Annotated in this window: 16 protein-coding genes; 12 read left to right on the plus strand and 4 right to left on the minus strand. The window is 37.0% G+C overall.

What is annotated here, in order from left to right:
- Positions 1 to 242: 242 nt before the first annotated feature.
- Positions 243 to 674, minus strand: coding sequence for a serine O-acetyltransferase (locus ASJ81_RS11275; protein WP_212556068.1), 432 nt, complete (start codon positions 672 to 674; stop codon positions 243 to 245).
- Positions 675 to 1702: 1028 nt separating this feature from the next.
- Between ASJ81_RS11275 and ASJ81_RS11280 the strand changes: the two genes are divergently transcribed.
- Positions 1703 to 3607, plus strand: coding sequence for a phosphoadenosine phosphosulfate reductase domain-containing protein (locus tag ASJ81_RS11280; protein ID WP_095644530.1), 1905 nt, complete (start codon positions 1703 to 1705; stop codon positions 3605 to 3607).
- A 99-nt stretch (positions 3608 to 3706) separates the two neighbouring features.
- On the opposite strand, the gene dinB is transcribed toward ASJ81_RS11280, so the two are convergent.
- On the minus strand, positions 3707 to 4804 hold the full coding sequence (gene dinB / locus ASJ81_RS11285; protein ID WP_095644531.1) for a DNA polymerase IV: 1098 nt from the start codon (positions 4802 to 4804) through the stop codon (positions 3707 to 3709).
- Positions 4805 to 5771: 967 nt separating this feature from the next.
- Here dinB and ASJ81_RS11290 point away from each other — a divergent pair.
- From ASJ81_RS11290 to ASJ81_RS11340, 11 genes are all read left to right on the plus strand, one after another.
- Positions 5772 to 6344 carry a DUF7344 domain-containing protein gene (locus ASJ81_RS11290; RefSeq protein WP_141241684.1) on the plus strand — a complete coding sequence of 191 codons (573 nt, stop codon included), beginning with the start codon at positions 5772 to 5774 and terminating at the stop codon, positions 6342 to 6344.
- 919 nt (positions 6345 to 7263) lie between these two features.
- Complete coding sequence (locus tag ASJ81_RS11295; protein WP_095644533.1) at positions 7264 to 7836, plus strand: DUF7344 domain-containing protein; 573 nt, start codon at positions 7264 to 7266, stop codon at positions 7834 to 7836.
- A gap of 718 nt (positions 7837 to 8554) precedes the next feature.
- Positions 8555 to 9067 (plus strand): TasA family protein, encoded by a 513-nt coding sequence (locus ASJ81_RS11300; RefSeq protein ID WP_170943289.1) that lies wholly within the window; start codon positions 8555 to 8557, stop codon positions 9065 to 9067.
- A 213-nt stretch (positions 9068 to 9280) separates the two neighbouring features.
- Positions 9281 to 11275, plus strand: coding sequence for a PKD domain-containing protein (locus tag ASJ81_RS11305; RefSeq protein WP_095644535.1), 1995 nt, complete (start codon positions 9281 to 9283; stop codon positions 11273 to 11275).
- Between the two features lie 147 nt (positions 11276 to 11422).
- Positions 11423 to 12460: a signal peptidase I gene (locus tag ASJ81_RS11310; RefSeq protein ID WP_095644536.1), complete on the plus strand. Its 1038-nt coding sequence runs from the start codon at positions 11423 to 11425 to the stop codon at positions 12458 to 12460.
- A gap of 519 nt (positions 12461 to 12979) precedes the next feature.
- The gene (locus tag ASJ81_RS11315) at positions 12980 to 14101 is read left to right on the plus strand and encodes a DUF5305 family protein (protein ID WP_095644537.1); all 1122 of its coding nucleotides are present in this window, start codon (positions 12980 to 12982) and stop codon (positions 14099 to 14101) included.
- A gap of 427 nt (positions 14102 to 14528) precedes the next feature.
- Entirely contained in the window at positions 14529 to 15512 is a 984-nt protein-coding gene (locus ASJ81_RS11320) for an ATP-binding cassette domain-containing protein (protein WP_095644538.1), read from the plus strand.
- Positions 15505 to 16353, plus strand: coding sequence for a cobalt ECF transporter T component CbiQ (cbiQ, locus tag ASJ81_RS11325; protein ID WP_245860080.1), 849 nt, complete (start codon positions 15505 to 15507; stop codon positions 16351 to 16353). Before ASJ81_RS11320 ends, cbiQ begins: the two co-directional genes overlap by 8 nt.
- Positions 16354 to 17402: 1049 nt before the next feature.
- Positions 17403 to 18389, plus strand: a complete 987-nt coding sequence (locus tag ASJ81_RS11330; RefSeq protein ID WP_095644539.1) for a hypothetical protein — start codon at positions 17403 to 17405, stop codon at positions 18387 to 18389.
- A 1213-nt stretch (positions 18390 to 19602) separates the two neighbouring features.
- A complete protein-coding gene (gene cbiM, locus ASJ81_RS11335) occupies positions 19603 to 20268 on the plus strand; it encodes a cobalt transporter CbiM (protein WP_095644540.1) in 666 nt (221 codons plus the stop codon).
- Positions 20265 to 20570, plus strand: coding sequence for a PDGLE domain-containing protein (locus ASJ81_RS11340; RefSeq protein ID WP_095644541.1), 306 nt, complete (start codon positions 20265 to 20267; stop codon positions 20568 to 20570). Before cbiM ends, ASJ81_RS11340 begins: the two co-directional genes overlap by 4 nt.
- Before the next feature lie 87 nt (positions 20571 to 20657).
- On the opposite strand, the gene nth is transcribed toward ASJ81_RS11340, so the two are convergent.
- Both nth and ASJ81_RS11350 read right to left on the minus strand, forming a co-directional pair.
- Positions 20658 to 21365: an endonuclease III gene (gene nth / locus ASJ81_RS11345; RefSeq protein WP_095644542.1), complete on the minus strand. Its 708-nt coding sequence runs from the start codon at positions 21363 to 21365 to the stop codon at positions 20658 to 20660.
- 109 nt (positions 21366 to 21474) lie between these two features.
- Positions 21475 to 22827 carry a dihydrolipoyl dehydrogenase family protein gene (locus ASJ81_RS11350; RefSeq protein WP_095644543.1) on the minus strand — a complete coding sequence of 451 codons (1353 nt, stop codon included), beginning with the start codon at positions 22825 to 22827 and terminating at the stop codon, positions 21475 to 21477.
- Positions 22828 to 22926: the final 99 nt, after the last annotated feature.

Below are 22926 nucleotides of genomic sequence, written 5' to 3' on the forward strand. Positions count from 1 at the left end.
ATAATTATATTTTAAATGGCATTAAGTTTTCGACATTTCAAGTGCGTAAGTCCTAATGAATTTAACCTTAGTTCCTAAATATTTCTGACAATTACTTTTAGTAATAGTAAGATTTTCCTTTTTCGGTTTAAATGCTTTACGACCTCATTTTCAGATTATTTCTGCCCCTGGAAATGAATTATCGGACAACCTATGAAAACCATGTATTTGTGGCCTTCTGCGCTCCCGATGTAATAAATTCGTTATTTGAGAACTGTTACTTGAGAGGGATCTACCTTCACAGCTAAGTTAGAGACATTAGAATGGAATAATTCCTTATTTGCGGTTAGAGTTCCATTTGATCCCTTATTATTTATTTTTTTAGCAGGAACTCCTGCGATAGAAATGCCTTTTTCATAAAATGATTTATTTACAACGGAATTTGCTCCAATTGCAATATCGTCCGCAATTGTAATATTCCCAAAAATTTTAGCCCCCGGCCCGATGTATACATTATTTCCTATTTGTGGAGCCGAAGTTTCGTCTCTGTTAGATCCTATATTGGTACAGGCATGTATCCTGCAATTTTCTCCAACCCTGACATTCTTGTTTATAATAATAGTTCCTCTATGAGCTATGCATAACCCTGGGCCAAAAACATTTAGGGGTATAGTAAACCCTAGACGAATACTCATCTGGTGATATCTGTACTGTATATATTTTAAATATAATTTGGAAATCAAGGATTTTTTACAATTAGTATAATACTCAACCTTTCTTAGGATTCTCTGAAATTTCCATATATCATCACCAACTAACTTAGGCTTCCGATAGTTTTTTCCACAAGCTAACTTATCTGCTTTAACATAAAAGTCGTAATCTGCTTTTGATTTGATTATAAAAACCCCCCCTTATTCAATAATAGGTACTAGGAATTTCCTATATCAATCTAGTGTCATGAAAATTTAGTTATTGGTAACCTTATGAGCTCAAAATCGGTGTATGCTGATGGAAGCTATCAAGATTATGCTCAACAATTAAATTGCCGAGACACTAGTGTCGAGTCAATCACTAAAGATTCAATAATTGCGAGTAATTGTAATCGATTTTATACGATATTTTGCTGTTAACTCAATACTGAAATTACAAATATATTCAATTGACCTGGTTAGTTCTGAAACAAAGATCAAAGTTTTAAGGAACGTCAATAAAGTAACTATACATATTTAATTAAAGAGATGGGAACTAAGATAAAATTTTCTTAAATGTTTAGAAAACTTTAACATTGTTGAAACTTTTAAACGATTTTTCGAAATAAATAAATTACTTTAAAATGCTTGGTTTTAATAATGTCCCTTAGTAGTTTTATGAGGTTCAATTAAAACTCAAGAGAGACCAAAGTTAAAACGGACATCGTTACTCAAAAATTAAGAAGAAAAATCGAGAAAACTTGAAAAAAAGAGAAAAGTTTTCAAATGAATTTTTGCTCAAGCTTTTTTTTAAAAAGCTCACGAAAAATCAAAATTTGTCAAATGAATTTTTGCTCAAGCTTTTTTTAAAAAGCTCACGAAAAACCAAAATTTGTCAAATGAATTTTTGCTCAAGCTTTTTTTAAAAAGCTCACGAAAAACCAAAATTTGTCAAATGAATTTTTGCTCAAGCTTTTTTTTAAAAAGCTTGAGCCAAAGCCTTTTAAAGGTTAACCTCTCTCAATCTGCATGACATGTCCAGACCAGCATATCTTGGAAAAATGCTTCTGCACTGGTGTGAGGCCTGTAATGTGCCTGTACTAGGTAAAAAGTGCGGATGCGGCAAAAGTACAAAAAAAGTTGAGGTAACCCCTCCGGGAGATATCCGCCCGGCTTTTGATTATGATATAAAACGCATAAACTCGATTTCGGAAAAGGAGTTCAATGCGCCCCTTATACCTGAAGGACACCTTGTAGTGCTAAATAAAGCTCCATATGAAGACCGAATGGACGAGATTATAGTTGACGGGGAAGTAATCGCGTCTCTCAGATTTGAGATCGAGAGCTGTGAATGGGTTCTGCTTCCCAGGCTCGAAGGGGCAAGAAGGCTTTTCCAGGGAAGGGATAAAAAAGCTCTGAAAAAGTGGGTTTTTATCGAGCAGTCAGTAGTGCCTTTTATTCTGGAAAAAGGAGCAAGTGTTCTGGCACCAGGGGTTCTTGATGCCGATCCACAAATCAAAAAAGAAGATGAGGTAATTGTACTGAATCCTGCGGGGGACGTAATATGCTGTGGGCGGGCCCGAATGACAGGAAAGGAGATGTGTGAGGAAAACCGCGGGCATGCCGTAAAACCACGCTGGAGCGGAGAACCAGAGCCTCAAAAAGCAAAACTTGGAGGACAAACCTGGGAAGATGCCGTAAAAGCCAATGAAAAAATTCTGGACGGCATGATAGAAAGATCCCACGCTTTCATAAAAAATGTCGCAGGAAGTATGGATCTGAAGGTAAGCGTATCCTATTCCGGTGGAAAGGATAGCCTTGCTGTGCTCCAGCTAGTTGATGAGAGTCTTGACGATTACGAGATTATGTTTGCAGATACCGGGCTTGAGTTTCCGGAAACCGTTGAGAACGTCAAGCAGGTTGTTGAGCATTATGGGAAAAAACTCAGGAGCTCAAGTGCAGGAGAAGCTTTCTGGGACTCGATAAGTGTTTTTGGCCCTCCTACCATGGACACCCGCTGGTGTTGTAAGATCTGCAAACTAGGACCGATCACCCGGTTAATTGATGAGAACTACGAAGGTGGATGCCTTAGTTTCATAGGACAGCGTCAATATGAATCTCATGCCCGTTCAATCAGTAAGAAAGTCTGGAAGAATCCATGGGTGGGAAACCAGGTAGGAGCATCTCCTATACAGGAATGGACGGCCCTTCATATCTGGCTTTACCTTTTCAGGACAAAAGCCCCCTATAATCCGGCTTATGAGAAAGGATATGACAGGATGGGATGCTGGCTCTGTCCATCTTCCTCCCTTGCAGATTTCTTCCAGCTTGAAGAAAGCCATCCCGAACTTGCAAAAAAGCTGAACTCCCATCTCCTTGTCTATGCTAAAAAAATGGGGCTCTCTCCTGAATGGGTAAGGTATGGTTTATGGCGCTACAAGCGGTATCCTCGGATTCTCCAGGAACTTGCTGAGAAAAAAGGAATTTCTCTTCTTCCATCCCAGGAGACACCAACAGAACTTCGTTTTGAAGTAGCAACAGGGTACAGGCCCTGCAAAGCAGGAGGAATTTCTGCGGACGGAAGTTTCGGGCAGGCAATTGATATAGAAACCCTGAAAGAAAGCGGAATGCTTTCACCCATAGGAAAGGCTTCTTTTATAGAAGGAGCTGCTTCAGTCGCTTTTAGAGAATCCAGAGCACAGGTTTTTGCCTCGGGAAATGTCAATGGGAGAAGTGAAAACGAAAAAGAGCTGAAAAAGCTTATGAGAATTATTGAGTTCTCGGTAAGAAGGGCTTTACTCTGTCAGGGATGCGGAGTTTGCGTGGGCCACTGTGAGCATAATGCAATTGAAATGAAAGAAAAGAAGGTAAGAATTAAAGAAAATTGTACTCACTGCGGAGCATGTATTGAAGTCTGCCCGCTTGTTAAATTTATATAAATTTTTACAATTGACACGAGTTAGAACTGGAGTAATATTGTAGAAAGAAAAAGTGAAGCCTTCGATAGAGGTAAATGTAAAACTTCAAAAAAGGCAAAGTTAATAATCAAAAAGGCTTTTCTGGCCTACCCTTTTCTGAAGTTCCCCTACCCTGACACCTATCCGCCTGAACTCAGTATGACTTTCCGAAACAAACTCACCCAGGATTTCGCGAGCTACCTCGAGGAGAGACTCCTTTGAATAAACAGGGTGGTTTAACGTACGGCTTTTGGTATACATTTTAAACTTTGAATTTATGACCGTAACGGTTACAGTCCTGAAGGAAAGATCCCTTGAATCGAGTTTTGAAATCACATCCTCTGCCAGCCTGTCAAGTAACTGAGAAATAAGATTGATGTCGAGCGTATCCTCAGGCAGAGTTGCAATCCTTCCTATCTGTTCCGAGCCATCCCTTTTTTTTACTGGAGAATCATCGATTCCTGCCGCAGCCTGTTTAAGCCAGATACCCCGTGTTTTTCCGAAAATAGAGATAAGATCAATAACATCGTGTTCAGCAAGGTCTTTTATTGTGACTATGCCCATTTCCTGCAGTTTTCCTGCAGTTACATTCCCTATCCCCCAGAGTTTGGACACTTTGAGAGGCCAGAGAAAATTCTCTAATTTATCCGGACTTATGACCGTAATCCCATCGGGTTTCTGGACAGAGGATGCCATCTTGGCAATAAGCTTATTTGAGCCTACTCCCACAGAGCAGGTCAGCTTCTCTTTATCCTTTATTTCATTCTTAATCTGGGTTCCAATCTCAAAGGCCAAGTTAAAGTCTCCACCTGTTTTTTCCGTAATTTCCAAGAAAGCTTCATCTATGCTTATCTGTTCAAACGCCTCTCCAGTCTCCCTGGCATCCGTATAACTCCTGAGAATTTCCATAATCCGATCCGAGACCGAAGTGTAGAAGTCCTTTCGGACAGGTAGAAAAACAGCTTCAGAGTTCAATTTTTTTGCCTTCGAACAGGACATGCCTGCTCTGATCCCGGATTCCCGTGCGATATAATTGCAAGTACTTACAGCTCCACTGAACTCGCTTCTTCCGGACAGCATGCAGACTACGATAGCTTTTCCCTGAAGTTTAGGGTTTTCCCGTTCTTCAATGGCTGCAAAAAAGTAGTCCATATCTACATGGAGAACAACACGTTGCATCGAAAAAAATAGGTTGGGAAGATTTGTATAATTATCTCTTAAGCTCTCTATAGGAAGAGTCCATCTTTATTACATTAATGATGTTTTAGGTCACACGGAGAGGGCATGCCCTAGAAACGTTGAACCTTACAGAAAGAAATATAGAAGCATTTGTTTCAAATAAATATACGTGAAAATACTGTATTATATACACTTGCAAATATGCTTAATAATATAAACTATTTCTTATAAACTTTTTCTTTTTAATGCCGATGCAAGAATCTATTAAAAAATTAAAGGGCATAGAAGGTATTTCCAGGCAGGACATTTCCATCAAGTATTCTCGTCTACTAATAAATATATAAGTAGATTAGATCTTCAACCAAAACGCAGTAAGCTAATCCTACAAATACTCTTTTTGAACTAACTTTTATTAATTGTTTTTTTAGTACAAAGCTTACAGACAACGATAATTTTTCATTAACACTCAAATTTCCGATATAAGTCAATAAATAATATAAAAAGAATATTTATATTATAACCTATAAATTTATATGTATACTTTAACATTAAAAATGGACACTGAATCTTCTGTTCACTTAGGTTTGTAATTTAAAGTCCACGAAAGTAACGGAAAAAGTAACACATTTCATACAAAGCTAGTGATCAATTGATTATAAATTTGGATAATATAGCATAAAAATTGTAGAATAAGTAAATAGAAAATCATAAGATATGTGAATAAATGAAACACAAAAAAGAAGGTCGTGTCCGTGAGTTACTGATTTCTGAAGCAGTGTTCTAAATTTGTTGTAAATTTTAATTCACATTTTTGTATACTGTATCTGAAACTGGTCTACCACGATTGAGTTTTCAATTTAACAACTTTTAAAAAAATTGGTATTTTATAGAACTTTCAGTACACTACTAACTCAAAAAAAGAGTAAATATTTTATGTTTAAAAAAATGGGAAAATGGAGAGATATTCTTGCGCTTGCATTTCTCAAGAATTAACACTTATTATCGAAAAGTAAATAAATTATTTAGTCCTCAGAAAACTGTACAAACACAATCGCAATTATCAAAGAGCGATATTTTTGGAGTACTCCAGAACAACCGAAGAAGGCTTGTGCTGGAACTCCTCCGCAATCAGGGAGGCCAGAGTGTACGCTCCCTATCCGAAGAGATAGCACATGTTGAATCCCAAGCCGAAGAGCCAAAAAGGAGTGTTAGAAAAAGTATATATGTTTCACTGCTTCAGACACATATCCCAAAAATGGAAAACCTGGGAATCATTACCTACAATAAGGAGAAGGACACTGTGGAACTTCTCCAAGCTTCCCAGGACTTTGACATCTACCTAGAAACTGTTAATAAAGGAGACATCCCCTGGAGCCAGTTCTATCTTGGCCTGAGCATACTTGCCTTTATCAGTAGCCTAATTATATTCATAGGAGTGATTAACTGGATCTCAAGTTATAAGTGGATGTTTTTCACAAATGGTCTTTTCATGGTAGCCTCAATAGCTTATAAACGCCACGCCCGCAAACTTGAGAAATGAACGCATTATAAATAGCGTAGACATTGCTGTCTTAGAGCCTATCCGAAAAGTGGTTATCTGCTATAACTTTTAGATATACAACATGCAAAACCGGAACAGATGCCGGGATATTTAGACCTATCGCAATTTTTGATATGCATTACTGACTTTTCGGATAGGCTCTTAATCAACTTTAGTCTTTTTTAAGATAATGGATAAATTTTTGACAACATATATTAAAAAATTAAAGCATTTTTAATTTTTTTCTTTTTTTATATCTTCTCTCTTACCTCATGCATTGGAGTATTTCTAGAACGGACATTTACTTCAAATCTTCTGATCTACTTAACATACTTAAATAAACATTTAATCTTACATAAAATGCAGTAAAATTAAGCCTTTACAAACTTGGTAACGTACTATTATTTGAATTAATTTATGATTAACTCCTTTTTCTCCTTAAAGCCTATTGATAATGGTAATTTATCGTTACCGGCTCAAAATTTCTGTTAATTAACCAATAACTAATACTAAAGAAGCACAATTATCATTGTAATTATGATACATTTTATGATACATTTTATGATACATTTTATGATACATTTTATGATACATTTGTAGTTAGTTAAGCCTGTTAATATAAGAATAACTACTACAATTATCGATTCTTTTCGGCTTACCTGATGAAGTTTATAGAATATAATAAAAACGATAAATATATTATAAAACGCCATAATAAATAATATAAATAAAATATAAAATAACATAAAATAACAGATTATATTGTAATATAACATAAAATATGTGACTGAATCAGGCTTCTATTGATAACTAAAACCAAGTCATTCATGAATGAAAAAGAAGGTTGTGTCCGTGAGTTACTGATCAATTCCGAAAAAGAGAGTAAATTTTCTATGTTTGAAAAATTGGAGAGATATTTTTGTGTTTACTTCTTTCAATAACTCAGGCCCATTACCAAAAGGAAAATAACACATGTAACCCTCAGATAACTGTACAAACACAGATGCAGTTAACAAAAAATGATATTTTCGGAGTCCTCCAGAATGACAGAAGAAGATGTGTCCTGGAAATCCTTCGAAGTCAAGGAAGGCAGAGTGTACGCTCACTGTCCGATGAAATCGCCCGGATTGAATCCCAAGCCGAAGAACCAAAGGAGAATATTAGAAAAAGCATATATGTTTCATTGCTTCAGACACATATCCCAAAAATGGAAAGTTTGGGAATCGTTGCCTATAGTAAGGAACAGGACACTGTGGAACTTCTCCCAGCTTCTCGGGACTTTGACATTTACATGGAAACTGTTAAAAACGGGGACATTCCCTGGAGCCAGTTCTATCTTGACCTGAGCATTCTTGCCATTGTCGGCAGCCTTATGATATTTTCAGGGTTAATCAAATGTATCTCAAGTTTTCAGTGGATATTCTTCACAATTGGAATTTTTATGGCTACCTCAATAGCCCATATGTACTACGTCCGCAAACTTGGAAAATGAGCTAAATTTATTACGCGAATACGTGTTCTTTAATTATTTGAGCTCATCCCAAAACCAATTTTTTTCCAAATATCATACTATTTTCATGTTAGAAATTAAAGCAATTGGCAGTGTGCCACTTTTTCTGTAAAATTATAAATCTTATAAAGTTTGTGGTTTGAAAATCCCCTAGCAAGAGAACTGAATTTTGTTCAGTATACAAAAATTTGACTTTGAATTTACAGAACTTTCGGCACACTGCAAGCAATTATTCAAAATTCAAGGTTTGGGGATAGGCTCAAGAATAGATGTCAAAAGATTGTTTTATTCTTTTTTAGTACTTAAGCGAAGGTACTTCTGGATACAACAGTCACCTCAACTTTTCATCTACCTTCCAGAACATTAAATAAGTATTTCGATCTTAACCAAGAATCTTTTTTTCCTACAAGCAACTTTTCAGAGTTAACTGTTGATTAACTTCTTTTTCAATACAAAGCTTAACGATAGTGGTAATTTTTCATTAACAGCCCAAAATTTTCGTTAAGTAACCAATAACTAATACTAAGGAAGAATGATAAGGAAAAAAAATCCTGATGTGAGATACTTGCAATTAAAAGATGAATAGAATTACTTATTCTAATTCTTCTAATACAGGCTCAAATAAATGAAAGTGCCTTCAAGTGTTTTCATACCAGATCTGATATTACAGGATTAAAAACCGAAAAAAGGAGGCCATATATTGGTTAATAAAAAAATAATATTGAGTATACTTATTATAGGCTGTATTGCCACCGTAGCAGGTGCAGGAACGTGGGCATACTACACAAGTTCTGCAACTAGTTCAGGAAACAGTTTTACTGCAGGAAATATGAATATTAGCGTAACCCAAGAAATTGGTAACGTGTCGATAAAGCCAGGTGATGAACTTGGTGATAAGACTATTGTTGTTAAGAATGGAGGAAGCATTGCCATAGGAAAAATAAACCTAACCTATAAACCCAGTAATAATCAGCTCAGCCAGCATATTGAATTTAGCAGTGTGGATATTGACGGCAAACAAATAGCTAAAAAAGGGGTACTTTCAGATCTTAGTAGTCAAACCAGTGTATATGAACCAGATAACCCTATTCAACCTGGTAACAGCTTTAAGATTACATTAAACGATTTGAAAATGGACGATAAGGTTACAGAAGGTCAGGGTCAAACAAGCACTTTGGTTATAACACTTGAGGCAGAACAAGTGCATAAATGAAGGTGACTAATAGAGCTAAAAGTTCCAAAAAAGTCAATAGTGACATACTGTAAAATGTTACAATAGAGTGTATATCGAGTACAAGCTAAGTTGTGATCTACTGTCAATTGTAAAAGTTACAGTAGGTCACAACACTTTTTGGACAGGCTCTAAAACCCAAATTCGTACACAAAGAAAACAGTACTTACTAGTAAAAACACTAGATGATCCAAAATGAGAACATCTAATAAGATTATTTTTTTGGGATTGATATTTGTTTTTCTCACCTTCACGTGTAGCACTTTACCTTTTTCAGATACATCCGCTTCTTTCAGTGATACAAAACATACGAATGCTGAGATCACCGCAGGTCTCTGGGACACCCCAGCAAGCATGATTGGATTATCGGATCCTAATCTTACCGCAAAAAGCGAAAAACTCAATAGAACTGTTAATAGTGCAAAAGGAGATAATGATTCAACATCCACTTACGAAAGTACCTTAGCCGAAAATTTTTCTAATAATGTAAGTTCATTTCTGAATAACATAAGTTCAGCAGAAAATCTGACTAATAATTCCTCTACAGCAGTAAACAGGACAATTACCCTGATAGAAGCCAGTGAAAACAACATGAGTTCAAGCATGGACTTGAGTTCAAGCATGGGCTCAAGTTCTGGTTCCACAACAACTATAGAAAAAGATGAGGAGATTACTCCGGTTGCAAACTTTAGAAGCAACGTAACTGAAGGTTATACCCCCTTGACTGTACAGTTTACTGATCTTTCGGAAAATGTAACCGAATGGAACTGGGAATTCGGAGACGGAGATACTTCAAGTGAACAAGATCCAGTGCATACTTACTCTGCAACAGGGACCTATGAAGTCAGCTTGATTGCAAACAATGAAAATGGTACAGATTCAAAGCTTGCCACAATAACCATTCATGAACAACCTGATGGAGCCATTCCGATTGCAAACTTCACCAGTAATGTAACAGATGGTTTTGCTCCTCTGACAGTTAAGTTTACAGATCTCTCGCAAAATGCAACTGAATGGGACTGGAACTTTGGAGACGGAGATACTTCAACTCAGCAAAATCAGATGCATACCTTCTCAGTAGCGGGAAATTATAACGTTAACCTGACAGTAAGTAACGAAAACAGCACTAGTTCAAAGCTTGCCACAATAAACGTTCATGAACAAATTGCAGTCATTCCGGTTGCAAACTTCACCAGTAATGTAACAGATGGTTTTGCTCCTCTGACAGTTCAGTTTACAGACAGCTCGAAAAATGCAACTGAGATAAACTGGAACTTCGGAGATGGAGATACTTCAACCGATCATGACCCAGTTCATATTTACTCTGCATCAGGAAACTATAGCGTTAATTTGACAGTACGTAATGAAAATGGAACAAGCTCGAAACTCGCCACAATAACTGTTCAAAAGCAATTTGCCGGAACATTCCCAGTTGCAAACTTCAGCAGTAATGCAACTGAAGGTTATGCTCCTTTGACTGTACAGTTTACTGATCTTTCTGAAAATGCAACTGAATGGAAATGGGATTTTGGAAATGGAGAAACTTCTACCGATCAGAACCCAGTGCATACTTTTTCAGAAGCAGGAAGTTATAAAGTTAACCTGACAGTAAACAACGAAAACGGCACTGGTTCAAAACTTACTAGTTCAAAACTTACTAGTTCAAAACTTAACACAATAACCATTTTACAACCCATATTTCCGGTTGCAAATTTCACCAGTAATTTAACTGAGGGTTATACTCCTCTGACAGTTCAGTTTACTGACCTTTCGGAAAATGCAACTATGATAAACTGGAATTTTGGAGACGGAGATACTTCAACTGAGAAAAATCCGATGCATCTTTACTCAGCAGCAGGAAATTATAACGTTAACCTGACAGTAAATAACGAAAACGGCACCAGTTCAAAACTTGCCACAATAACCATTTTACAACCCATACTTCCGGTTGCAAACTTCACCAGTAATTTAACTGATGGATATGTTCCTTTGACAGTTCAGTTCACAGATCTTTCGGAAAATGTAACTGAATGGGAATGGGATTTTGGTGACGGAAGCACTTCAAGAGAGCAAGAACCTGTGCATACTTTTTCAGAAGCAGGAAATTATAGCGTTAACCTGACCGCAGACAATGATAATGGCACGAGTGCAAAAACAAGTAAAATTATTGTGAATGAAATTCCAAGGTAACCTAATTTGAAAGATTTTACTTCGTTTGAGTTTAGTAAAGGCTACGTCAGTGAAATATCTCTGGAAAAGACTGAACTCAAAAATTGAAACTTATCCAAATTAGGGTTGATAATTCTGAAAATAGAAGTTCCAGTACGGGAATAAAAAATGAATAAAAAAGAAGTTCTTCAAGCAGCAATTGTCCTTATCATTGCGATTTTTCTGTTCAAGGCCTTGATTCCGTTCATTACAGGATCAGAGAAAGCTTTTATAGTATTAAGCGGGAGCATGACGCCCCTAATGCTACCTGGAGATATAATAGTTGTAAAATCGGTAGACCTGAACGACCTTACTGTTGGAGATATCTTAACTTTTCAGGATCCTGGAGGTAAACCTAATACCTACGTAACTCATCGGATCATCACCTTAAAAGAAGATAAGGAACTGATTTTTAAGACAAAAGGGGATGCAAACAATGCAGAAGACAACTTCAACGTGACCGCATCAAAAGCTGTCGGACAAATGGTCTTTGTCATCCCATTTGTAGGCTACCTACCGAAGATTGCAAAAAATAAAAATATTTTTTTCCTCATGGTTATATTGCCTGCAAGTTTAATCGTGATTGGTGAAATATGGAATATAATTCTATATAGTAGCCCTCAACATGCCAGAAAAATAGAAAGAAAACGCAAAAAAACAACGACGAAAGCTTTTTATGAAGTTAAAGGGAAGAAACTGACAGCACTCATTCTTATAAATGGGCTTATTTTTACAGGGATAATTACACAAAATCTGGGAGAAAATGGGCCTGTAATTCTAAATAAAGAAAACAATATAGAAAACTCAGGATTTCTTTCTATGATATATGTTTTCACGCCTGATGACCCAAAGCAAACACTTTCAATTGATCATTGGTACGGAGTGATTCCCCAGAATAATGAAACTCAAGTTATTGCGCCGGAAAATACCCCTGCAAAATTGAACACTGTCCCTTATATTCTGCCTGTTTTCTGGATACTAGAACTTACAAAAATAAATCCCTATCTTCCTGTAGCTGCCGAAATTGTAGTTTATGCCTCAATTTTTACACTAATATTACTTCCTATATGGTACAGGAAATCTACAATTGGAGGACGTAGGAAAAGGATTAGATTTTACCGAATGTTTGCACAGTGGAAACGAACTTTCCGCTTTGTAAATTTATAAGGAAGTTAGCTTAACGATATGTAATAAAATAATATGCAAATATAAGGATATATCAAAAAGTTTGTGAGCAAAAAGGCTGATTTGATGTCAATAAATATTTTGTAAATATCTTATTACTTTAATTATTTCGTTGTAAATATGAAACAGATCTGGAACAAATTCAACTTTATCTTGAGCTCATCCTATAACCGATTTTACTCTCAAAAATCAGTAAAATTTCAGAACTGTTTTTCACCTGAATCAGGTTAATTACTAGTGTATCGATTCAAAAATTGATCAATAATCGAAGGAAGAGTTTATTGATCAATGAATAGGTTTAGAATTTCAGTTTTATGAGTGTACTTAGGAATCGAAGTACTAGGATTACTGGGTTCAGAAAGAATATTGAGTTCTGGGACTAGCTATTAGATACCTTTAAATTTAGAATTAAATTTATAAAATTGTGATTATAAAACATTTTGATTAAATTGGAATGTTTATTCATTAGGGAAATATGAAGGCGATATTCTGAAAATTCTATTGTTTAAACTTAAAAATGCCATAATAGACAGACATAAAATACTCATACTTTTATTTGGAATAATGCTGATTCTTTGCGGGTTCTGGACTTACGAAACTTCAAGGGCCGTCTATGAAGACAAAGATGAAGTAGTTACTCTATATACACATCATGGGTCCTATAATTATACGGTGCCTGTAACAAAGGAAAATCCACTCTACGGAAAAGGAACCACGCTTAAATTGGGAATGCCTGCGTATTATTTTGCCGTATCTCCCACTGTTGACATGTCATTCACTTACAATCTTGAGGCTAATGATTCTTCTGATATCAGAGGAAAGATACAAACAATAGTTGTTGCAACTGATAAGGGAGAATCTGAGACTGATGAATATTATGGAAATAATGGATCTGAAACTGAGGGATCAGGTAAAGAAGAGAAAATTTTCTGGCAGAAAGTATTTCCTTTGAAATATAAAGAAGGTACTGAAACCTGGACTGGAACATCCGTAACTAGAAACTTTTCCCTTAACGTGTCCGAAATTCACTCAATAGTTAAAGACGTTCAGGAACAGCTAGAATGCTCAGATGACGCAACAATAGAAATTGTAAATCGCGTCAGTTATAACGGAAAAATAAACGGAGAGAACGTCCAGGGTACAAAAGATTTTGTTATACCTCTGGTAATAAGTTCTTCATACTATCAGATGCCTGAAGAACTGGAATTCAGTCAGGATACTAATGTAACTAAAAAGATAAGTGTCAAAAATTCCCCTTCACTGTCAACCATTAAGATACCTCTACTCTTATTCCTGCTTAACCTGATTTTTGTTGGGGTTACTCTACTCTGTGTGAAAACAAATAAAATCGAGCCGAATTATATTGAAAAACTAGAAAAGGAACGTAGCCGCGAACCTTTTAAGGAGTTCGTCAGCAAAGGCAAGCTTCCCGAAAATGTAAGTTCCCTTATCAAAGTTGAGATAGGTTCCCTCCAGGGACTTGTAGACGCAGCTGTTGATATGAATTCAAGGGTAATTTATGATTCTGAATCAAGGATGTATTTCATGATTCATAGTAGCGTGCTGTACATTTTCTTTGATACACCAAAGAGAGAAAACAAAAACCTATCAAACTCAGATTGATGTTGAGAGAACTAACTAGAAAAGTTGAAATTTATATATTTACTCCTTTATTTTTTCTTATTGGAAATTACACAAAAATTAAATTAGCAGTTATTTCGGAACGAAATTTTCTATAATTTGGGGAATATGTCCTACTTTAAGGTTATTTAGTTCTTGGGTTTCAAAATAATTTCATATTTGAGTATATATGTTTTAGGTATTTTCTTGGATTGCTTATTTCCGTCCTCAAGATAATTTTTATTAGGCACGCAACATAGCACTGCAAATTAAACTCGAATCAAAACGAAAATTAAACAAGATATAATAAGCAAAAGGAGAATTACAAACCATAACAAATAAGAAAGATAACTTCGTTAGTTGTAATACTATTTTTAAAAAAAGTTAGTTTTCAGAACTAGGCGCGATTTTCATACAGGATGTTTTCAGTATGAGTACTCCGAATTTCCCATACGACTCAGAAGAAACGGAAACTTTCCCGAAAGAATCAACAGACAAAACAAGCCAGATATCCGGAACATGTTCCGAAAAATCGGGCAAAGCCTTCGAAAGAAGCGGCATTCCTGTACTGGAAGTCAGAGACTTATGCCATAGATATCCTCATCTTGATTCGAACGCTCTGGATAGAGTCAATCTCAAAGTATTCAAAGGAGAAAGAGTTGCAGTGCTTGGGGCTAATGGAGCAGGAAAATCAACTTTGTTCAAACATCTTAACGGGATCCTTAGGCCTCTTTCAGGGGAAGTCCTGATAAAAGGGGAAAAAGTAACTAAGAAAAATCTCAGGAAATGCAGGGAAACCGTAGGAATCGTCTTCCAGGACCCTGATGACCAGGTGCTTGCTCCAAGTGTTGAAGAAGATATTGCTTTTGGGCCAATTAATATGGGTTTGCCCAGAAATGAAGTCGAAAGGAGAGTCAAAGAAGCCCTTGAAATGGTCGGACTCACAGGTTTTGAGGAAAGGGCCCCGCATCATCTTAGCGGAGGACAGAAGAAACTTGTAGCAATCGCAGGTATCCTTGCCATGCGCCCTGAAGTTATAGTCCTTGATGAGCCAACCGCCGGACTTGACCCTCTCAGTTCGGCTCGCGTTCTTGAGTTAATCATGAAGATGAACAGGAAGCTTGGAATCACCCTGCTTCTTTCTACCCATGATGTGGATGTGGTCCCTTATTTTGCAGAAAGAGTTTTTGTTCTCCATCATGGAAGACTTGAAGCTGACGGAAGCCCGAATGAGATTTTCAGCGACCCCGAACTTCTTAGGAAAGCCCACCTCAGACTTCCGAGAGTGGCTGAAGTATTTGAAATGCTCCAGCAAAAAGGACTCAATGTTAACATACAGATAACAGCAGAAGCAGCCAGAGACGAAATATTGCAGCTCGTAAGCTTGGGACATCAAAAGGTGAAGCTTGAGTGAAAGCCGGAAAGAGTCCTTCAGAGGAGAAGTTTCAATGGTAACGCTCACGGATATTGAACGCGAATCATATAAAGACAGTCCAGTACACAGGCTTGACCCCAGGATAAAGCTGCTCTTTGCACTTGCAATAATCATTTATGCAGTTAGCCTGCCCCGGATTCACGAAAAAAATATGGTCCGCCTTTTTTCCATAGAGGTTTATTTGCTGCTTCTGGTGCTTGTTGCAGGGCTCGACTTAAGGTACTTTTTCCTTCGTGTTCTTACGATTTTACCGTTCGGACTTGCAATTGTCCTTATCCAGCCATTCCTTAGACCTTCCTTTATAGAAAATTATACTCCATATCCTCTTGATCTGCCTTTCGGGCTCAGTATAACTTATGAAGGACTTAATTTTGGAAGCACACTGTTTGCGAAATTTCTGGTATGCATAACAGCTGTAATTCTATTTTCTTCTACTACGCGGCTCAGGGACATGGTTGCAGCTGCAAGCAGAATAGGTATCCCAGGTGAATTTACACTCCTTTTGAGCATGATGGTACGCTACCTCTTCCTTTTTTGGACTGTTCTCAAAAGGATAAAGACCGCACAGCAAACAAGGCTCTTTGATATATGGAACAAAGATGTGCCAAGAAGATGGATCATCGAGCAAGTAGGGAACAGCATGAGTTCAATTTTTATACGTTCCTACGAGCAGGGAGAAAGGACCTATATAAGCATGCTTTGCAGAGGCTACGGAAGTGGTTACGAAAAGGCCTACTATAGAACAAAAATAAGAACTCAAGATATCTTGTTTCTGCTCCTGAGTGCAGGCTTCATATTATATATTCACATGTCTGTATGAGAGGACTGCTTACACTGCTTTTTAACATTTTCTGAGTTTCCACTTCTTTTCAACATTTTAGAAAATTGAGCATTAGAAGGCTTACAGGTAACAGAGAGAAGACAAATGTGAGACGTCTTGGACTTAATTTATCCGGATTGCAGGAATTTGTTCTAATTTTTTCTTCCCCTAAATCAGAAAAATTGAGTTACTACCAAGAATCCTCTGTGGGACTGACTGCTTTTTCAACTGTGGGACTGACTGCTTTTTCAAATCTCTGTGCCTCCAGAAGAAGATTGACTGAGGCGTTTACAAATCCGATTTCTGAAAAAAGGAGAACTGGCAATAATTTTATTGCAGTCTATAAAACACTTCCACGGAATTATAAAATAAAGATCTTTCTACTTTCCTTTTTTCGGCAGTGTTGATAATTTCACATAAATTTGAAACCAGTCTCAGAAACTAATATCACTTAGTTCTATTGGTTGTTGTATTCTTCAGTGTCGCTCTTTACGACTAATGGTTTCGACTGAAGGAGTTTTATTTTCTGACACTTTATGCGTGCATTTTTTAGCCTAATACCACTTGCTCTTGCAATTTTCTCAGACATATTTTACTCCTTTCCTGACCTACAGGATTTTCTCAACTTCTTGTTCATACGTTTAACAGATTTCTTAAGATAGGTTAATTTCTATTGTTTATAATTTGAGTACAAAGTTAATAAATTTGTCTATAGAAATAATACCAGAGTGAAATTTAATAATAGAGATCAGTTAAAAAGGTCATTTCAAAGAATACAAATATTTCAGTAGATGTGGATTCAATAGGTTTCTATAAGGCTATTTTGAGAATTAAAAGCTTTAAAATCCCCCATCCTCAGAGCCGGCACTCCTAAAAATATAAGTAATCTGAGTTTCTATCCGCGTACTGAATTTTAATATTGTTTGGTTTAGTAGGATAAAGTATTTATTATTTAGGATATTTTAATATATAGTAATACTGAAATTAAATTTGTTAATACCTATTAACGTTTTGTTGTGGGAAAATAGGGTATAAAAGGGGTAGATACGGTGCAGGAAATCAGAACAAAGAAATTTTTGCCAAAGAAAAAAAATACTTTGCTGGTACATAGAGTGCGGGATAAGTTAATTCCTGTATCTTCACCAGTTCCTCCTACTGGCCTATACTTATCACCTTTTACTTATCCTGTTTCTAATCCTGCTCCTGACTGTTCATTTTGTTCTCCAGGTCTTCTCTATCTCGATTTGAATATTTATCGGGAAACTGTAATAAAAGCTCTTGTTAAAGAACAAAGTGAGGATCTGTACAAGCTAATTGAGGAAGTTAACTTTGACGGAAAATATTATCGGATAAAAAGTGTGCGTTTCAGGGAATGGGAACACTGCTGGGATCTGGCGGTTCGAGTGCAATTTTATGGAACAATGCCGGGATTAGCCTTCGAACCGAGAAAAATCATTTATAAAGAAAACAAGAAAATAATATATAAATCCCTTGTTCTGGTAAACCCATATGAGTTGTGGGAAAGAAAATTGGTTGAAAAATTATGGAATTTACAGGATAGAATTGAATTCCTTATAGCAAAAATCCTCTTTCACGAGTGCATCCATATTCTTATATTCCATGGAAAAACTCTACACTCAGGTTTGGAGCAGACAAATATTTTCCTTGAATTCAAAGAACTGCTTAAGTTTACAAACTCGAAAAAATTGTGCCCTGAAGGTTGCGGTGTCCGGTACCACCTACGAAATCTGGTTGACCTTTACCCAAGTTTTTCCAAAAACTCCGAAGAAAAATCAGATTTGGTTAGTGAACTTTACGAGTTTCTGATCCACGAAAAATACAGCATTAAAAAAACCGATCTGGCTTTTGGCCTTCCATGCAGCAACAGAAAAATTTCCCAGGACTATGTGAAACTGACAGCTTTGAAAACGGGACCCTGTATGGAAATTAATAAAAAAAATTGGAAAGAAGAAGTTAACAGGTTGCAGAAGGATCTGGAAAAACTGTATGATAGAATTGATGATAACCAGAGATGAGAATGAGGTAAATTGAAAAATTTGGGGCTAAATTAACTTATTTAGCTCAAAATCAGATTTAAATGATCGAAATAATAAACCATAGCATAAAGCTCGAAATCACTTATGATATTTACCAGAATTGAGTATATATGATTCTCTCACTAATCTGATTCTTTCACTAATCTGATTCTTTCACTAATCTGATTCTCTTATAGTATGTAAAAAATAAGAACATTCCTACAAAGGTAATAAAAATTGATAAATTTAGACAACAAACAGCTATGAAAAAAATCCTTAATTTAACTGGAAATTCTACACCTTTGCACTAAATCCCTGCCTGCTTTATTACCACAGGCAGGGGCAAAAAGGAGTTCAGATGACTTAGGCGATTTAGGAGGTAATTTTTTATTTGTGTCTGTTCGCCAGAGATCCTTTATCGATATTACCAGCTAATATTTAAGACTTTTGGTATATTTCCTGTTACAAATTATTAACTACAGCGAGATTATTCTTACGCAATCTGGACATTGTTTTATGGAGAATTTATCATCTTGAAGTGACAAAACATTGAGAGTGAGTGAAGAGTTTAAAAAGCTAGATAATATAGATAAACACAATGCAGGAAAATGACGCAAGGAAACAAAACAGTTTAACCCTTTTAGACTTAATCGACAAGTTTTCTCTATCTACGTTGGAACAAAAATCTCCAGTTATTTTTCATTAATTTCAAAACAAATTAGGGGATAGAGTCAAGAAATTAATGAGAACACATGTTTGACTTAATGGAAAACACATGTTTGACTTGTTTGACTTAATGGAAGATACAAGGATACTTAATCTGATTAAAAATAAAAATAAAAGTACTGAAGAAGGTGTCAATAAAAAGATTATCGAAAAAAGTAATATCAAAACGTATATATGTAATACTAAACAATGTGGTATTATCTAACTTGTTATTGATTGTATTCTTTAAAAACAGTTGCCTGAAACATTGTAGTAAACTCAAAAATATTAAGGCTGCTCCTGAAAGAACTTTTAGATTTCATGTTAAAGATATTTATCAATTCCTTGCTTCAGAAATATTCCTGAACCTAAAAAACTCCTGTTCGGATTTTTGCAGGAAACAAACATGATATTCCTTGAATAACATGCACAACTATATGAAAATGCATGCTGATGGCAGCATTTTCATGCTAAATAAGAAATAGGAGTAAAAAGAGGGAAAAGTGAAATGCATATACCTGATTCATTCATACCGCTTAGCCAGGCAGTGATTTACTGGATTATAGCCCTTCCGTTTATAATAACGTCAATGAAATGGGCAAAAAACGAGCTTGACGAGATGAAAGTACCGATTCTTGCCGCCCTTGCTGCAGGAATTTTTGCAATCCAGGCCATGAATATTCCCATCGGGATGGGAACAAGTGGACATATGGTAGGAGCAGCCCTTGTTGCTATTGTCTTTGGAAGCCCATGGGCTGGGGTTCTTGTGCTTACTCTAGTCCTGATTGTGCAAGGATTCGCCTTCGGTGACGGGGGAGTCACTACTATGGGAGCGAATATTCTGAATATGGGTGTTATTTCCGGATTTATCGGATATTATACATACGTTGCCCTTCGAAAAAGTGTAGGTACAAGTATTGCGAGTTTTGGAGGCGCCTGGCTCGGTCTCTTTATTTCGGCAGTAGTCTGTGCGGTTGAGATGTGGATTGCAGGTACTTTCCCACTGGTTCCCGGCCTGGTTGCCATGGGCACATATCATCTTATAATTGGTTTTATTGGTGAAGGCCTGATCACTTCAATTGTAATCATGGCGATTGCAAAATCCCGCCCTGACCTTCTTGAGGATAATTTTACTGCCAGATCAGAAAAGAATAAAAAGGAGACACACGCATGAGCGGAAAATCAAACGTGAAATTCTTTTACGTCGGAATTGCAATTGCACTTCTGCTTGCAATTCTAGCTCCTTTCCTTGCATCCTCCGACCCAGACGGACTGGAAAGTGCTGCTGGAGGGATAGTTGAAGAATCGAAAATTTCCCAAATTGAAGCGACTGAACCTGTAGTAAGCTCTCCAATGCCCGATTATTCAATAGAAGGCCTGGGAAAAGGGGGAGAAGTAGCAGCAATAGCCGTTGGAACACTTGCAGTACTGGCAATCAGTCTAGGGCTGGGCAAAGTTTTCAGCAAAAAAATCTGACATAAAATAGAGTTCTTTTTTCAAAAAATCGTTTCTCTTCCCGAAAGGTAGAGGAGAAACGACTTGCATATCTCTGGAAGAAACGTCTCAGCTACTGCCAATAAATATAATACTGGAAGGACATAAGTCCTTTACAATACAGATTTTACACTTTGGTCTCCTTGCCTGACAGATTTTCCTCCCATGATAGATCAGGGTCATGGAGATTGAATCAAGATCTTCCTTTCTGGCAAGTGAGATAAGATCCTGTTCAATTTTAGCGGGGTCGGAGTTTTTCGTGAGTCCCAACCTTCTGGAAACCCTTTTTACATGGGTATCTACAGCAATTCCCTCTACTACTCCGAATGCTCTGGAAAGTACTATATTAGCCGTTTTCCTTCCGACGCCTGGCAGACTAATAAGCTCTTGCATAGTTTTCGGAACTTCACCATTATACTTTTCAACAATCATCTGAGCAGCCGTTTTGATATTCTTTGCCTTGCTTTTATAAAAGCCTGTGGAATATAGATCATTTTCAAGTTCCCTGAGATCAGCACTGGCATAATCTTCTGCAGTCCTGTACTTTTTGAATAATTTATCAGTCACTCTGTTAATCTGTACATCGGTTGACTGAGCTGAAAGAACAGTTGCCACAAGAAGTTCAAGAGGATTGCTGTAGTTAAGAGAAGGTTTTACATCAGGATACTCTTCTTTTAGAAGAGCCCAGATCCGGTCGAAGTTATGTCTGTTATCAGGAATATTGTATTCAGAAACAAAATCCTCAGTATCAGATTTTTTTGGCTTTTTTTCAGGCATGTTAACTCCGTCTTCCAGTCATTTCATAATTTAGCCAGAAACTTATTTGTTTGAGGAAACAGTACTTTCAATGTCCCTTGAAGTTTGAGTTTATGTCCGATCCAGCAGGTTACAGCATATAAGGAATATCCGAACATGTAGTAGGATAGGTAAAGATCAGTCTTTTTATGTCCGAGGCTTTAAACCCCAGCCTCATTACCGCAGCAAAAATATTGATAGCTTCTTCGGCATTAGGACCCAGAATATGTGCTCCCATTATACGGTCGTTTGCTTCATCGATAATTACTTTTGAAGCCGCAAACTCCATTCCTGCTTTCCGAGTTGTATACCAATTGCTTCTGTCCTGGAAAATAACTTTATACTTATCACTATCTTTAGAGACACTGATTCCTACCGACGCGAGAACCGGAATGGTAAAGACTGCACTTGGAATGCCTTTATAGTCTGCCTCAATACTATCACCCTCAAGGACATTAATTGCGGCAACTTCTCCCTGGAGACTTGCAACAGGAGTTAATTGCACGCCCTCCAATGCGCAGTCTCCACCTGCATAGATCCGGGAGTTTGAGGTCCTCATGTGCTTATCAACCACAATAGCTCCCTTTTCGGTTTTAACTCCGGCGTTCTCAAGACGCAGGTTCTCTATATCGGCTACACGACCTGCTCCGTGCACTACCATATCCGTACGGAAAATCTGAGTTTCTGGTTCAGTTTCAGACTTAGATTTAGTCTTGACCAGAAAGCCATTCTCGTCTTTTTCTATCGAGACTACTGGTTTGTTTATAAGGATCTTAATTCCTGAGGCTTCAGAGGCTTTCACAAGCAGATTTACCATATCAGAATCAAAAGCTCCCAGGACCCTTTCACTTCTATGCAGGATTGTTACTTCAGCTCCAGTTCTTCGCGCAACATGAGCGAACTCCATGGATATATACCCGCCACCGATGAAAATAATTTTATCAGGAAGCTTTTTGGTTTCTAATAACTTCTCGCTTGTAGTAACATACTCCTCACCTGGAATATTGAGTTTTCTGGGCCTTGCACCTGTAGCCAGGAAAATATACTCTCCTTTAAGTTTGTCCTCTCCAACAATGACTGTGTTTTGGTTTTCAAAATGCGCTCTCCCATGATATGTATCAATTCCCATCTCAACCAGATGTTTCTCTGTTTTGCTGGAATATCCCTCCGTAAATGTCTTTTTGAACTCGATGAGTGAAGTCCAGTCAAGTTTTAAAGGAGTACCTATCCCTACACCTTTTCCTATTAGCCGATTATTAGAGTCAGTAACACCAGCAGTATTGGTAAGCACTTCTTTCGGATCACATCCCCTTAGAGGACAGGTGCCCCCATATTCCCTGGAATCAATTATAGCGATCTTTAACCCTGAATGTGCAACTTTACCTGCAAAGCTTCTGCCCGCAGTACCCGTCCCGATAATTATAATATCATATTTCTTTTCCATGAACTCCCCTACCCTCTGATATTATTTTCTGAAATGAATAAAGAAGATATTTTAAAAGTATATATTATATGCAATTTTTATCCATTTTGATTTCAGAGA

This window comes from Methanosarcina spelaei (genome assembly GCF_002287235.1).
Classification (GTDB): Archaea; Halobacteriota; Methanosarcinia; order Methanosarcinales; family Methanosarcinaceae; genus Methanosarcina; species Methanosarcina spelaei.

Bases quoted from the DNA above. Each gene is read 5' to 3' on its own strand.
- ASJ81_RS11275 (WP_212556068.1), bottom strand. From the start codon at position 674: ATGAGTATTCGTCTAGGGTTTACTATACCCCTAAATGTTTTTGGCCCA.
- ASJ81_RS11280 (WP_095644530.1), top strand. From the start codon at position 1,703: ATGTCCAGACCAGCATATCTTGGAAAAATGCTTCTGCACTGGTGTGAG.
- dinB (WP_095644531.1), bottom strand. From the start codon at position 4,804: ATGCAACGTGTTGTTCTCCATGTAGATATGGACTACTTTTTTGCAGCC.
- ASJ81_RS11305 (WP_095644535.1), top strand. From the start codon at position 9,281: ATGAGAACATCTAATAAGATTATTTTTTTGGGATTGATATTTGTTTTT.
- ASJ81_RS11310 (WP_095644536.1), top strand. From the start codon at position 11,423: ATGAATAAAAAAGAAGTTCTTCAAGCAGCAATTGTCCTTATCATTGCG.
- ASJ81_RS11320 (WP_095644538.1), top strand. From the start codon at position 14,529: ATGAGTACTCCGAATTTCCCATACGACTCAGAAGAAACGGAAACTTTC.
- cbiM (WP_095644540.1), top strand. From the start codon at position 19,603: ATGCATATACCTGATTCATTCATACCGCTTAGCCAGGCAGTGATTTAC.
- ASJ81_RS11340 (WP_095644541.1), top strand. From the start codon at position 20,265: ATGAGCGGAAAATCAAACGTGAAATTCTTTTACGTCGGAATTGCAATT.
- nth (WP_095644542.1), bottom strand. From the start codon at position 21,365: ATGCCTGAAAAAAAGCCAAAAAAATCTGATACTGAGGATTTTGTTTCT.
- ASJ81_RS11350 (WP_095644543.1), bottom strand. From the start codon at position 22,827: ATGGAAAAGAAATATGATATTATAATTATCGGGACGGGTACTGCGGGC.